This is a genomic window from Lactobacillus sp. MRS-253-APC-2B (genome assembly GCF_012843675.1).
GTDB classification, from domain to species: domain Bacteria; phylum Bacillota; class Bacilli; order Lactobacillales; family Lactobacillaceae; genus Limosilactobacillus; species Limosilactobacillus pulli.
The window spans coordinates 39,833-51,669 of record NZ_JABAFO010000012.1; the positions used below are offsets into that span (position 1 = coordinate 39,833).

General features: G+C 45.2%; 15 protein-coding genes. 3 read left to right on the forward strand and 12 right to left on the reverse strand.

From position 1 onward, the window contains the following. Nucleotides 1–34 precede the first annotated feature (34 nt). The 6 genes from HF864_RS06865 to HF864_RS06890 form a co-directional block, all read right to left on the reverse strand. Entirely contained in the window at nucleotides 35–805 is a 771-nt protein-coding gene (locus HF864_RS06865) for a ribonuclease HII (RefSeq protein ID WP_169462250.1), read from the reverse strand. Continuing rightward, nucleotides 798–1,670, reverse strand: a complete 873-nt coding sequence (ylqF, locus tag HF864_RS06870) for a ribosome biogenesis GTPase YlqF (RefSeq protein ID WP_169462251.1) — start codon at nucleotides 1,668–1,670, stop codon at nucleotides 798–800. Before ylqF ends, HF864_RS06865 begins: the two co-directional genes overlap by 8 nt. A gap of 18 nt (nucleotides 1,671–1,688) precedes the next feature. Continuing rightward, on the reverse strand, nucleotides 1,689–1,913 hold the full coding sequence (locus HF864_RS06875) for a YozE family protein (protein WP_169462252.1): 225 nt from the start codon (nucleotides 1,911–1,913) through the stop codon (nucleotides 1,689–1,691). Between the two features lie 14 nt (nucleotides 1,914–1,927). Beyond that, nucleotides 1,928–2,530 (reverse strand): YpmS family protein, encoded by a 603-nt coding sequence (locus HF864_RS06880; protein ID WP_169462253.1) that lies wholly within the window; start codon nucleotides 2,528–2,530, stop codon nucleotides 1,928–1,930. Between the two features lie 16 nt (nucleotides 2,531–2,546). Then, nucleotides 2,547–3,476, reverse strand: coding sequence for an SGNH/GDSL hydrolase family protein (locus HF864_RS06885; protein WP_169462254.1), 930 nt, complete (start codon nucleotides 3,474–3,476; stop codon nucleotides 2,547–2,549). Nucleotides 3,477–3,678: 202 nt separating this feature from the next. Next, on the reverse strand, nucleotides 3,679–4,362 hold the full coding sequence (locus HF864_RS06890) for a hypothetical protein (RefSeq protein ID WP_240936893.1): 684 nt from the start codon (nucleotides 4,360–4,362) through the stop codon (nucleotides 3,679–3,681). An 84-nt stretch (nucleotides 4,363–4,446) separates the two neighbouring features. Here HF864_RS06890 and HF864_RS06895 point away from each other — a divergent pair, with 84 nt between their 5' ends. Beyond that, nucleotides 4,447–4,923 carry a flavodoxin gene (locus HF864_RS06895; protein WP_169462263.1) on the forward strand — a complete coding sequence of 159 codons (477 nt, stop codon included), beginning with the start codon at nucleotides 4,447–4,449 and terminating at the stop codon, nucleotides 4,921–4,923. Between the two features lie 75 nt (nucleotides 4,924–4,998). On the opposite strand, the gene HF864_RS06900 is transcribed toward HF864_RS06895, so the two are convergent. The 4 genes from HF864_RS06900 to HF864_RS06915 all read right to left on the reverse strand — a co-directional run bounded on the left by HF864_RS06900 (nucleotide 4,999) and on the right by HF864_RS06915 (nucleotide 7,750). Beyond that, on the reverse strand, nucleotides 4,999–5,325 hold the full coding sequence (locus HF864_RS06900) for an AzlD domain-containing protein (protein WP_169462256.1): 327 nt from the start codon (nucleotides 5,323–5,325) through the stop codon (nucleotides 4,999–5,001). Further along, a complete protein-coding gene (locus HF864_RS06905; RefSeq protein WP_169462257.1) occupies nucleotides 5,312–6,037 on the reverse strand; it encodes an AzlC family ABC transporter permease in 726 nt (241 codons plus the stop codon). The genes HF864_RS06900 and HF864_RS06905 overlap by 14 nt, the downstream gene beginning before the upstream one ends. A gap of 262 nt (nucleotides 6,038–6,299) precedes the next feature. After that, nucleotides 6,300–7,151, reverse strand: a complete 852-nt coding sequence (locus tag HF864_RS06910) for a DUF2974 domain-containing protein (protein ID WP_169462258.1) — start codon at nucleotides 7,149–7,151, stop codon at nucleotides 6,300–6,302. A gap of 71 nt (nucleotides 7,152–7,222) precedes the next feature. Continuing rightward, entirely contained in the window at nucleotides 7,223–7,750 is a 528-nt protein-coding gene (locus HF864_RS06915; RefSeq protein WP_074505094.1) for a GNAT family N-acetyltransferase, read from the reverse strand. 134 nt (nucleotides 7,751–7,884) lie between these two features. On the opposite strand from HF864_RS06915, the gene HF864_RS06920 reads away from it, so the two are divergent. Next, nucleotides 7,885–8,721 carry an alpha/beta hydrolase gene (locus HF864_RS06920; protein ID WP_169462259.1) on the forward strand — a complete coding sequence of 279 codons (837 nt, stop codon included), beginning with the start codon at nucleotides 7,885–7,887 and terminating at the stop codon, nucleotides 8,719–8,721. A gap of 464 nt (nucleotides 8,722–9,185) precedes the next feature. On the opposite strand, the gene HF864_RS06925 is transcribed toward HF864_RS06920, so the two are convergent. Continuing rightward, entirely contained in the window at nucleotides 9,186–9,824 is a 639-nt protein-coding gene (locus HF864_RS06925; protein WP_169462260.1) for an NAD(P)H-binding protein, read from the reverse strand. 163 nt (nucleotides 9,825–9,987) lie between these two features. Continuing rightward, nucleotides 9,988–10,854 carry a glycosyltransferase family 8 protein gene (locus tag HF864_RS06930; protein ID WP_169462261.1) on the reverse strand — a complete coding sequence of 289 codons (867 nt, stop codon included), beginning with the start codon at nucleotides 10,852–10,854 and terminating at the stop codon, nucleotides 9,988–9,990. A gap of 214 nt (nucleotides 10,855–11,068) precedes the next feature. On the opposite strand from HF864_RS06930, the gene HF864_RS06935 reads away from it, so the two are divergent. Beyond that, nucleotides 11,069–11,725 carry an HD domain-containing protein gene (locus HF864_RS06935; RefSeq protein ID WP_169462262.1) on the forward strand — a complete coding sequence of 219 codons (657 nt, stop codon included), beginning with the start codon at nucleotides 11,069–11,071 and terminating at the stop codon, nucleotides 11,723–11,725. Nucleotides 11,726–11,837: the final 112 nt, after the last annotated feature.

The window sequence follows — 11,837 nt, forward strand, 5'->3', positions numbered from 1 at the left end:
GCCGGTGCTGTTCATTTGACTTATTGCTTAGCTGCTAATGCAAATATTTTTGAACCGGTGCAAACGAGTGACGATGAATTGGACATGGACCCAGTTTGGCCAGTCCATCCAGATGCTGTTTGGTCCCGTATCCCATATTTTCAGCAAAACCATAGCCTGGATAGAGCCGGTCATAGTCTTTCATCAAATGATCTCGATACTCCTTGGCTACAATACTGGCAGCGGCCACACTGATGCTTTTTTGATCACCTTTGATTAAGGTTGTTTGTGGAATATCAATAGCAAGCGGCACAGCATCAACAATCAGATGAGACGGCCGATGGTACAATGACTCAACGCTACGAATCATTGCCTGCTGCGTGGCTGCATAAATGTTAAGCTGATCGATAACCGTACATGGATTAACGGCAATGCTGACTTCCAAAGCCTCATTGACGATCTGCAGATACAGCTGCTCACGCTCATGGCGAGTCAGCTGCTTAGAGTCGGTAACTCCGATTAGATCAAAATCAGGTTTTAAAATCACCGCACACGTAACGACCGGCCCCGCCAATGGACCACGCCCCACCTCATCGATGCCAGCAACATATTGATGTCCTTTTTGCCACAACTCATTTTCATAGTAAAAACGCTTCTTAAATGCCGCATAACTGGCTGCCTGACGCTCCAAGCGGCGTTTCAGCTGTTCCAGTGCGGTTTGAACGCCTTTACGCTCATCAGCTTGCAGCGACTGGACAAATGGATCATCAAGCGCTTGTACGTCTTTTAGGCGTTCTTTGATCTCTTTGATGCTCAACTTACTCATTGAGGCCCTCGTCATTGATGTCAGCTGGCTTCTCTAAAGAGATCGTACCCAGCTTGCCTTTTCGGAGATCAAAAATCAAGCGCTCACTGCCGCGATCGTAGTCATCACGAAAGCCCATCTTCTTAGTAATCGTCAGCAGCAGATCCGGATTCGGCACGCTTTCGTCCACATCAGCATCCGTCAGGTGATAGCGCTGCTTCAACTCAGTCAGCCGATTGGCCCGTAGATATTGCAATGCAAACAGCGCAACGTCATCCTTGGCAAACAGACTGTCCTTGATCGCGCCAGAAAGTGCCAGCATTAAGCCTTCCTTTTCAGTCGCAAACTTATGCCACAAAACACCTGGCGTATCCAACAGCTCCAATTCAGCCGATGAGCGCAGCCACTGCTGACCAGTCGTCACCCCTGGCCGATTGCCGGTCGCTGCGACGTTCTTTTTGACCAGATGATTTAAGAGCGTTGACTTGCCGACATTTGGCACGCCGACACACATCGCCCGAATAGCCCGTTTTTTCATTCCCTTAGCCTGCTCGTTTGCCAGTTTTTCAGCCAATACCTGCTTAGCCGCGCTGGTAACCGTCTTGGCAACGCTGCGGGCGCGCGAGTCCAATGCCAGTACCGGCTGCCCATGATCCTTAAAGTACTGCAGCCATTCTTTGGTGACTTCTGGATCCGCCAAATCGGTTTTGGTTAAAATCAAAAGACGCGGCTTGTCGCCAGCTGCGAGGTCCACTTCAGGGTTTTGCGAGGAATAAGGCACCCGCGCGTCAACCAGTTCAAATACGATATCGACCAAAGGCATCTGTTCTCTGATCTGGCGCAATGCTTTAGCCATGTGACCAGGGAACCATTGAATTGTTGCCATTTTAGTTCCTCCTAAATTCTAATTCATTTTTTCTAGATAGAGTTGCCAGGCCTCGTCAAAAATTGTCATTCCTGGCAGATAATCGGCATTTTCTTCCAAATAATGAGATATTTCATCAAAGTCTTGGGACTGCTTAGGAAATGTTGAGTCCAAAAAAGCATTGTTGGCAAACTGTTCAACCTCAGTAGGCTGATTTGGCTGCCTTAAGGTCATCAAAAAATGATAGAAGCTTTCACGAAACATCTGTCTCCCCCCTGTTAGTTATCCTGCGGCACGGTAATCAAAAATTTAAATTCCCCGTCAGCCATGTTGATCTCATCGGCCTGCGCATGTACCGCCTTATTCTTGGTGTACTTGTTCAGATCCAGCAAAATCGTCTTTTTCTTTTGGTTGATGTAGACCCAGTTTGGCAACTGATAGTTCTTTTTGATATAGCCCATGACGAACCCAATTGGCAGGTTAAGCCGCCCAACCGCCAGTCCCTTGGCTTTCAACAAAATATTGCCCTCGCTGGTTTTAACCGGAATGCAGTTCATCGAGTATTGCACGTTGACCCCCAAAAACTTAGCGTGCCCGATCACCGTTGCGTACTGATTGCCAACGATAAAGCGATATTGCGGCTTTTTGGACTTTTTCTGAATTTTCTTAATGTAGCTGTTGGCTAAGGCATTGACCTGCTTTTGATTCAAAACCAATTCCAGTGACGTATCGCTGGCTTTGGGTGCTGCCGTTTCAGCCGGCGTCTTAACCGGTGCGCTGGCTAGATGAACTATCGTCAACAGCGAGCCGATTAAGACGATTACCAAAACCCAAAAAGCAGCCTTCCAGCCATTGTATTGTTTTTTAATTTTGTCTTCCATATTCATTCAAATCATCCTACTTTTGCTGATATTCCCAGTCATCATGCTGCAGCATCACCTTGTACAAAGCATCGGTCATCCGATCATAGCCTTTGCTGTTAGGGTGAAAATTGTCTTCAGTTGAGATGTAGTTGTTTAGATTATGCGTATCATTATTCATAATCGCAATGACCTGTTTTTGGGTAACCTGATCGCTGTTAGCTTTTTGGGCCTGCTGTGAAAGTTTTTGCCGCTGCTTAACCGTTTTATATTGCCCATATGACATTAAATGATTAATATCAACAAAATAGGACGGACCATATTGTGCCACGGTCTGTTGCGTAATCTGATTCCATTTGGCGACTGATTCATTGATAACCGAGACGTCTGGGAAATAAGTATAGACCGGATCATAAATACTGTACATAAAAATCGGTGCGGTAGCATTCTGTTTGCGAACCGCGGTCAGCAATTCGTTTAGCTTTTGCTGATAGGTCGTGCCTGCCTGCTCAATATTGCTCTCGATCTTATTGGTTGAATTGCTCAGCAGGTTGCTCTCCAACTTCTGCATCAAGTCATTGCCACCAACCGTCATCACGATCACATCGGCTTTTTTTAGATTTGCCCGCATTTCAGGCTGTTCGTTAAGCCGCTTGAGCATCTGGTCGGACCGATCGCCAGTTACCCCATAATTATACGTAGTCACGCGATTATGGTAGTGTTTTTGCAGTTTGTTTTTAATCCGGCCAACATAGCCTTGTTCGTTTTTATCATCGCCTTGACCATGCGTCAGCGAGTCCCCAATTGCGACCAAAGTTACTCGCCGTTTCAAGACCCGCGTTTTTTGTGAAGTTTGTTGAACCGTTGTCGGTGCTGAATGCTGCTGATGATACCAGTAGCCACTCCCACCGGCAACCGCCAAAACGATACCGATCAACAACAGCAAGCCTTTTTTGCCGCGCAGCATAATATTACCTCTCACTAAAAAATTCTTAAAACCAATTAAGATACATAAGAAGTATTATAGTGCATTTTGTCATGCTACCGCAAACTCGGAAGCGGATCCAACTGTCAATAATTTATGGATTGATTGTTCCAAAAAGAGTACAAAAAATACGGTTGACGACTTAATAAGCCTCAACCGCATATTCAGCAACTGCTTAAATCGATTATAGATTACGGTGGAAGAAGAACTTCTCAATCCAGCGACTATCCTTACGCAGCCTTACGTAGGCAATCACCGCAAAAATCAAGGCCCCGATGAAATCCGCGCATAAATCCCCCATCGTATCCATCAAGGCAGCCCGTCCCATCAGTAAATGACCATCTTTCATGTAGCGCTGTAGATTCATGCCAAACGAGTCGCAGGTGAATTCGTAAAATTCCCATAAAACGCCGCAAAAAACCGCAAACGCTGTCGCATACATACTGATAAAAAACGGTGGGATATGCTTAATCCCCTCATTAGGAATCAAACCACCAAAAGCCGACAACGCAAAGCCAGCCAGCAGTGCACCGCTGATTAGATGAAGGCCCTTGTCCCAGTACGGAATACTATAAAAATGATAAATCGTCCCCAGATAGATTGCCCCATAGATAAACATCAAAAACAGGCTATAGAGCAGCGGTGGCAGATAAACCTTTAATTTAAGCGCCAAAAACTTAGGCAGCATAACGATCAACAGGCCAGCCACGATCTCAATATCCAGAAACCAGGCCGCTCCCGCAGCTTTAGTGGTTGTCGCCGTCAAAGCCGTTTTGGTCGTAAGCGCCAACGAGATCAGCATTGAAAGCACGATGAACCACAAAAAAACATTGAGCGCTTTTTCACTGATGTTTGAACCGTTTTTCATCATTGTCACTTCCTTTTATTTGAGTGTGCTGAACGATCATTGCTATAATCAGAGTGGAAAACTCGATTAAAGGAGCGGTAAATGATGGTCAAACAAGCACTCATTGTTTATTATTCTCAATTCAATAATACCACTAAACTTGCTAAATTAATTCAAGATGCGACTAAGGCTTCCGCGTTGCGTCTGCACGTAGCCGACAGCGTCTATCCAAATAATATGGAAGCTACTGATCGAATCTACCAAAAGCAGCTAACGCAACACCAGCTCCCCACACTCACCAATTCCTTACCAAAACTGAATCAATATGATGTTATTCTGGTCGGTGGCCCAGTCTGGAACGACAACGTAGCGGCACCAGTGATTGAGTTTTTGAGAACCATTCAAGGATATCAAGGTTTGATTGCACCATTTTCGACTGCCTGGAGCGATTCTGACCATTATCAAAAAAATTTCGTTAAATGGGCTGGCCGGCTGCAGGTCACTGATGGCTTTCACATCACGACTCACGGGTCCCGTCAGTTTAAAGCAAATAATCTAGCGGCCTGGCTGCGCAAATTATAATAAAACAAAAATGCTGTCGCCGACTCATCAAAAGCCTGCGACAGCATTTTTTCTGTGGCCTTTTCAGCTTGCTCTTTAAAAGACAAAGTTGATCAGCAGCATGTAACAAAGCGTCCCTACGATCAAGGTTAAAAACAGACTATGCTTCCATAAATGTACGATCACCGTCACCACACCAGCAATGACTTCCGGTAGGCCATGCGTCCCGCCAAGCCAATTGACGTTGCGGTAGCAGTATATGACTAACATCCCCATGATCGCGGCCGGTAAAAACTTGCCCAGTCCCGTTACGAAATCAGGCGTGGCGGCTTCCGTTCTAAAAAGCAGAAATGGTGTTAACCGGGTGGCAAAGTTCGCCAGCGCGGCTAAAGCAATGCAGATGATCTGCTCAGTCAGCGTCATTTTTAGTTCCCCTTTTTTCTCGGCGCCAGTAGATAATCGCATATTCAACTACCAAAACCAGCAAGGTAGCTACTAAAAAGTAAGTCTTGCCAAACACCAAAAGGCAGGCAATCGTCACAATCACGCCGCTGGTTGAACTGAGATGGTCCTTTTCCTTTTGAAACTGATCAACAGCCAGGGCAATAAACAGCGCCGTCATAACAAAATCCATTCCGGGAATCTGTTTGCCGACCAAACTGCCCAGCGCGCCGCCTAAAAAAGCGCCCAAGATCCAGTAGCTGTGATCAAACAGCGAAATCAGCGTGTAGACTGAGTAGCGATCATACTCTTTAGGAATCGATAGACTATAGTTGACGACAAAAGTCTCATCGGTCAAGCCATAGATCAAAAAGAACTTGCGCCAGCCCGCACCACGATACTTTTTCAGCATTGAAAGGCCATAAAAGAACTGTCGAAAGCCAACAACCAAAGTTATCAAAACAACATTGCCCGGCAGAAAGCTCTGAACCAGCATGGAAGCCAGGATAAATTCAACGGAGCCCCCATATACTACCGCTGCCATTATCGTGGGAAACCAAAAGTCAAAGCCCAGGTTGTGCATGTATAATCCGTAGCCGGTTCCTAAGATAACATAACCGAAAAAAATCGGTAACGAACTGTTAAAAGCAAAGCGCACGGTTTCTTGGTGCGTTGCCGGTGGTGATGCTTGCATATTTTCCTCTCCCCTGTGAATAATTAATTACAGAGATTAATTGTAACGCAAGCTATTATTGATTAACAGGGACTTTTTATTATTAAGACATTTTATGCATTATTGCCAAACTGACGTCAACACGATTATGCCAGCAAGATACGGTTGTTGCCTGATTTTGATCAAGCAAGCCAGCAATCCGCAGCATTAACCGCAGACATTAGTCGGAGATTTTTGATTTCGGCACTGCTACAAGATCAGACTGATACTGTCAAGAAGCGAACTAGCGATAAGGCAGCCAGCGATTCAATTCCTGCCGTTTTTTTGCCTGTTCCTGGCGCCACTGATGCCAACTGCTGCTGGCCTGGCTAACATGTTCAATCAGTTCACGATCGATTTTTTCACGGTATTCCGCTACTGGCTTGGTATAAAGTTTGCCATTTTGATCAAACTGATACCCGCCCCACATATGCTGACTGATCGGATCAAGCAGAATCGATTGCACATAGCGAACGCGACCAATGGCATGATGCAGATCAGTATAGCCTAGCGTCACAATATCTAACGAATCAACGTAATTGTTGATTTTGTTACGAAGAACGGCCGCCTGTGTTTTCTGCTGATCGTTAAGCAGCCAATAAACGTTTGGTCCCTCGTAAAGCCAGGCTTCGTTTAGACTGGCTGGGTAGATGCAATTGGCAAGGGCATACTGGGCATTGATTGCACCTAGCGAATGACCATAAATATAGTAATGTGCCGTTAAATCCTGCTGCATCAAATGGTTCAACAAACCTGCTGCCGACTTGAGCTGGGAAGGGATCTCGCCAACACGATGCTCAACGATTAAGCGACCAATCGGCAGATTAGTGGCCAGCCATTCATTAGACCAAGTCGTTGGGTTACCATGTCTTAAGCCAGATGACCCCCGAAAAAGCACCGTTATCTCATTATGGTCTTGATGATGGTTGACGATAATTGTCCCTCGCAGACCATCCTGCTTATAAAATGCTCGTTTAACACGGCCAATTCGCTTACCATTAGATAATCTAACATGGTCGCCAACACCTAATGGCTGATATTCCAAACCGGCCAGTTCAACTCGTTGCTGATCCGTTAACTGAGCGTTTGCATCCATTCTTTCACCTCAAAATAAAAAACGACTTCAATGATCGGTATGACCTATTGAGTCGATTTTATCATACTTATTTACTTTTCTTGAATTGGCATTTCGTAGACGTATGAGGTTTCTTCAGGACGATAAACGCCATGCAGAGTTCCCACGCGCGTAAAGCCGTACTTTTCAATCAGATGCTGCATTGGCTGGTTGTCTTCGTGAGTATCGATCCGCAGTGACTTGATGCCCTTTGGATTCTCCTTAACGTAGTCGATTACGTTTTTAAATAAACCGGAAGCGTAGCCATTGCCGGCATGGTCAGAGTGAATGGCAACTCGGTGAATAACCAGGTAGTCATCAGTATCAACGAGCCATTTGCCATCCAATTCATCGTAAGAATGGTCAGGCGCTGTTACGATTGCAAAAGCTCCCACCGTTTCATGATCGTCGGAATGTACCAGGTATGCAAAGCCATGTTCGATATCTTCTTGGATATGTTCAACGTTTGGATAATCGCCTTGCCATTGATCAATTCCACTTTCCGCCAACTGATTGCGGCCATCACGCAGAATTTCGACAATGCGGTCCAGATCCTTCATTTCGGCTTTTTCAATATGCATAGCACAACCTTCTTTCCTTAAAATATCAAGCGTTAATCAATTTAACATATTTTGCAGAAAATTGACAATAAAATGGTCAAATTCACCAAAGCGACTTAGAATAACATCATCAACATTGATACGAGGCGACGAACTTGAAATATAAATTCTGGCTTAAAATTATGCTGACAATCTGTCTGATGATGACCATGGTTTCATCGGTCAAAGCAACCGCACTGAATTCTCAAAAATACGTTCAGTCAACTACGCCAACCTTTTTCTTTCATGGCTGGGGCAGCGGGGCGCATGCCGAACGTCACATGGCTCAAGCCGCGATTGATGCCGGCGTAACCAAAACCGTCATCGTGGCCAATGTCGCGCAAAATGGCAGCGTTGATCTGGAAGGAAAGATTCCCCATGGTGCAATCAATCCAATTATTGAAGTCAATCTGATTGACAATGAAAACTCAAACTACACGACAGACGGTCATTACGTTGCCGCTGCTATTCAAAAGGTCTGCCAAACTTATCATTTTAAAAAATACCAGGTTGAGGCGCATTCCATGGGCAACATGGCGTTTCTTTATTGTCTGCTGCAAAACGCCAATAATTCTAAGTTTCCTAAGTTGCAAAAAGAAGTCGCCATGGCGGGTACCTTTGATGGCGTGATTGGCTGGAATCAACCCGCTAACCTGCAGTATAACGAGCAGACCGGCGAAGCCACGCCAGCCACTAAATCCTATCAGAAACTCAAAAAACTGCGCCGTACCTATCCCACCACCGCCCGTGTCTTAAACATCTATGGCGATCTGGGCGATGGCACCGACAGTCAGGTAGACAACAAATCATCCAAAGCCTTGAAGTACCTAGTCGTTGGTCGGGCCAAATCATATCAGGAACAGCGCATCACGGGGGCCAATGCCAAACATGAGCTCTTGCACCGCAATCCACAAGTCGACGCAATCTTGATCAAGTTTTTATGGGGCAAATAAACAGCACGGCATCACAAGGAATGACGATGCGACCTTATGACATCTAAGTTTTGAATACTCTTGGCCGCAATCCTGAGCGCATCGTTGAATATCGGAATGAACAACTGGCAGCTTAATTTTAAAAGTTTGTCCGGATTTTGTCTTGCACTTCAAAACGATTATGCAACTACCTACTATCGGCTAAAAAATTCAAAATCATAGGTAAAACAGTCACGAATCTCCCTTCTCTGGATCGAACAGTATTGACACGTCGCGTAATCTGTCAATTATCTGCCTAACCGAGCCGACAGAAACACTGATAGCTGGGTGAACGTTCATGATCCTAAATCCGGTTTCCTGTAAAGCCAACGCACAATCAAGAATGAATCGCTGTTCCATCAAGAATCGCCCTAACGAATATACATCCATAATCAGAGCTCCCAGGTAATACCGTGCTACTCACAAAAACAGCTATGGCGATCTGACTACTTTAAACTGCTTAATGCGGTATCGATTGGCTGGTTGCCGTCGTGCATCATGATCACCTTGCCAATCGTATTCGAATGTTTAAGGGTTTTTACTAATACGGTAGCAACATCAGGAATCGCGTTATGTCCTGAATTGCCATCATTCAAAGCAACCATCCCCGTAGCTGGACGTTCATCCAAGATTCCCGCCTGGATAATCGTCCAATCCAATCCCGGATGATCAATCAGCCAGCGATCCGCATAGAACTTGGCGATATTATAATCAGTAATGGCTTTTAAGGCCGGAATCTCCGCCCATTTATCCTGTTCAAGCGCGAACGCAGAGCTCAGCTGAATGAAGCGTTTGATGCCATTTTGCCGGCTTGCTTCTGCCAGTTTGACGCTGCCGTTTAGATCAACTTGCAGCAGATCCTTGCCACGAGATCCCGCTGTAAAAATTACCGCATCCACTTGACCCAGTGCTTTTTGCAGTTCCGTAACGGAGGCGTGCAGATCTAGTTTCACTTTTAGCACGTCCGATTGATTGATCTTTTCTGGGTGGCGAGCCCCCGCGACTACTTCATGACCTGCTTTTTGGAGTTCGGTAACTACAGCTTGCCCCACTCGTCCCGTAGCTCCAGCGATAAAAACTTTCATTGCAATCTCCTTTCAGCTGCACTAGTGGTTTACCATTAGTTTATACTAACTTTTTGTAAGCATAAATACAAATTTTTAGTCTTCCAACAGCCAATTCCGTTCTATCATCCTTAAAAGCGTCAGTGATTGGTCTTTTATCGCTGCGAATAGTTGCAAACCATCGCTAATCCGGCTGTAGAACAGTGACAGTCGGATTATTTTGACTGATGGCCACTTGCTTGAGCACCCGCTGCGTCATTTGAAAATAATTCTTATAAAGCGCCGTGTAGCGTCCCGTATTCTTATCAACGAGCCATGGCTTATGACGACCGCAATAGTGCAGAATTACCGTATGTTTGATGACCCAGTCCAGCGTCCACTCGCCAAAGCTGATCGTCTCATAGGTCTGGCCTTTACGGGCATCAAAATTATAAAGCTGATCGGGAACCGTTTTGATATCCTTGCCATATAACGCATTCAACACGTCCTGGTCAGGCAGCAGCAAGACGTGTTCGCGGATGTATTCGTAGATGTCTTCGGCATGAACTCGCTGCCGAATCAGATCCAGGTTCATCAATAACACTCCGGAATTATAATAGCCATCCGCGTCAAAATTCTGCAGCCGAATCTTATTGATGACTTCTGTTGTGCCAGTTAAGCCGGTATGAATTGCCGAAGCATACAGGTAGCCATCTAAATCAGTATCATAAAGCGATCCAACATCATTAATGCACAATACGTCGGCATCTAAATATAGAATGCGGTGCAGCTGTTTTGGCAGGTATTGATGAGCCAGTAGACGATAATAGATGGTCTTAGGATAACGGTCGGTAACCGGTGCCTGGTCAAATTCCTCGTCTTTAATCACAATTGGATGATAATGCATTCCCCATAGCTCGCAGATTTGCTTGATTTCCTTGGTATGGGCCAGTTTTTGTGATTGAATCACATACACGTCAATCTGGCGCGATTGTGAATTGAGTCGGATCGAATTCAGGACCGTCAGCATTTGACGCCAAAATCGATCATCAATTGAAAACAATAGATTCAAAATGTTCACTCCTCATAACAGCTATTAGTTCCATTTTAGATGACCAGACAGATTTTGCACGAAGCAAATACTGTAAAACGTTTCTTAGACCAATTTAACAGCTGGCCAATCTCGTTGCCTCAATTCAAGGTTCTACTTGTCAAACCGTTTAAATTGGCTTACGATCGAATGGTGACAATTGCGATTTTATTATTTATTTAAGAGGGAAAGATTTATGGAACAAGCAGCACAATTGGAGGCCATCAAACGCTATACCATTCAAAAACTGGGCAGCGACAGTACCGGTCATGGTCTTGACCATATCATGCGCGTGGTACGGATGACCAAAAAGCTGATCGAAACCGAGGCTGCCAATGAGTTTATTGCCGTTGCCGCGGCCTACCTTCATGATACGATTGATGAAAAACTGGTAATCAGCGTGCAAGAAGCCGAGGAAGAATTAGAGGATTTTTTGCGACGCATTGATCTAACTAATGAACAGATTCAAGCAATCATGGATATCATTTCCAATATGTCATTTGCCGATACGCTGGGCGATGCACGACCAACCTTATCGCGCGAAGGACGGATCGTGCAGGATGCCGACTGGCTGGATGGTCTGGGCAGTATTGGCATTACGCGAGCTGTTTATTACGGTGGCAGCCATGGCGAGCGCATCTATGACCCGCTGATCAAGCCGCGTGAACACATGAATCGTGAAGAATACCGCACGGAACGCGATGAGACTGTCATTAATCATTTTTACGAAAAACTGCTGAAGATCAAAGACATGCTAAATACAGAAACGGCTCGCAAAATAGCCGCTCATCGTCAGCAGATCATGGAAGACTTTTTAAATGAGTTCTTCTTGGAATGGGATGCCAAAGCTTAATTTGCAAACTAAAAGCCAAGCTGCCGGATTCGGTGCTGGTGTGTACCCAAAAAGCTGGAATTGAATATTAATTACTTGTAAACTGAATAAAAATTTTTATTAGGCAGCCAGC

Bases quoted from the DNA above. Each gene is read 5' to 3' on its own strand.
- HF864_RS06865 (WP_169462250.1), bottom strand. From the start codon at position 805: ATGAGTAAGTTGAGCATCAAAGAGATCAAAGAACGCCTAAAAGACGTA.
- ylqF (WP_169462251.1), bottom strand. From the start codon at position 1,670: ATGGCAACAATTCAATGGTTCCCTGGTCACATGGCTAAAGCATTGCGC.
- HF864_RS06875 (WP_169462252.1), bottom strand. From the start codon at position 1,913: ATGTTTCGTGAAAGCTTCTATCATTTTTTGATGACCTTAAGGCAGCCA.
- HF864_RS06880 (WP_169462253.1), bottom strand. From the start codon at position 2,530: ATGGAAGACAAAATTAAAAAACAATACAATGGCTGGAAGGCTGCTTTT.
- HF864_RS06885 (WP_169462254.1), bottom strand. From the start codon at position 3,476: ATGCTGCGCGGCAAAAAAGGCTTGCTGTTGTTGATCGGTATCGTTTTG.
- HF864_RS06890 (WP_240936893.1), bottom strand. From the start codon at position 4,362: ATGAAAAACGGTTCAAACATCAGTGAAAAAGCGCTCAATGTTTTTTTG.
- HF864_RS06895 (WP_169462263.1), top strand. From the start codon at position 4,447: ATGGTCAAACAAGCACTCATTGTTTATTATTCTCAATTCAATAATACC.
- HF864_RS06900 (WP_169462256.1), bottom strand. From the start codon at position 5,325: ATGACGCTGACTGAGCAGATCATCTGCATTGCTTTAGCCGCGCTGGCG.
- HF864_RS06905 (WP_169462257.1), bottom strand. From the start codon at position 6,037: ATGCAAGCATCACCACCGGCAACGCACCAAGAAACCGTGCGCTTTGCT.
- HF864_RS06910 (WP_169462258.1), bottom strand. From the start codon at position 7,151: ATGGATGCAAACGCTCAGTTAACGGATCAGCAACGAGTTGAACTGGCC.
- HF864_RS06915 (WP_074505094.1), bottom strand. From the start codon at position 7,750: ATGCATATTGAAAAAGCCGAAATGAAGGATCTGGACCGCATTGTCGAA.
- HF864_RS06925 (WP_169462260.1), bottom strand. From the start codon at position 9,824: ATGAAAGTTTTTATCGCTGGAGCTACGGGACGAGTGGGGCAAGCTGTA.
- HF864_RS06935 (WP_169462262.1), top strand. From the start codon at position 11,069: ATGGAACAAGCAGCACAATTGGAGGCCATCAAACGCTATACCATTCAA.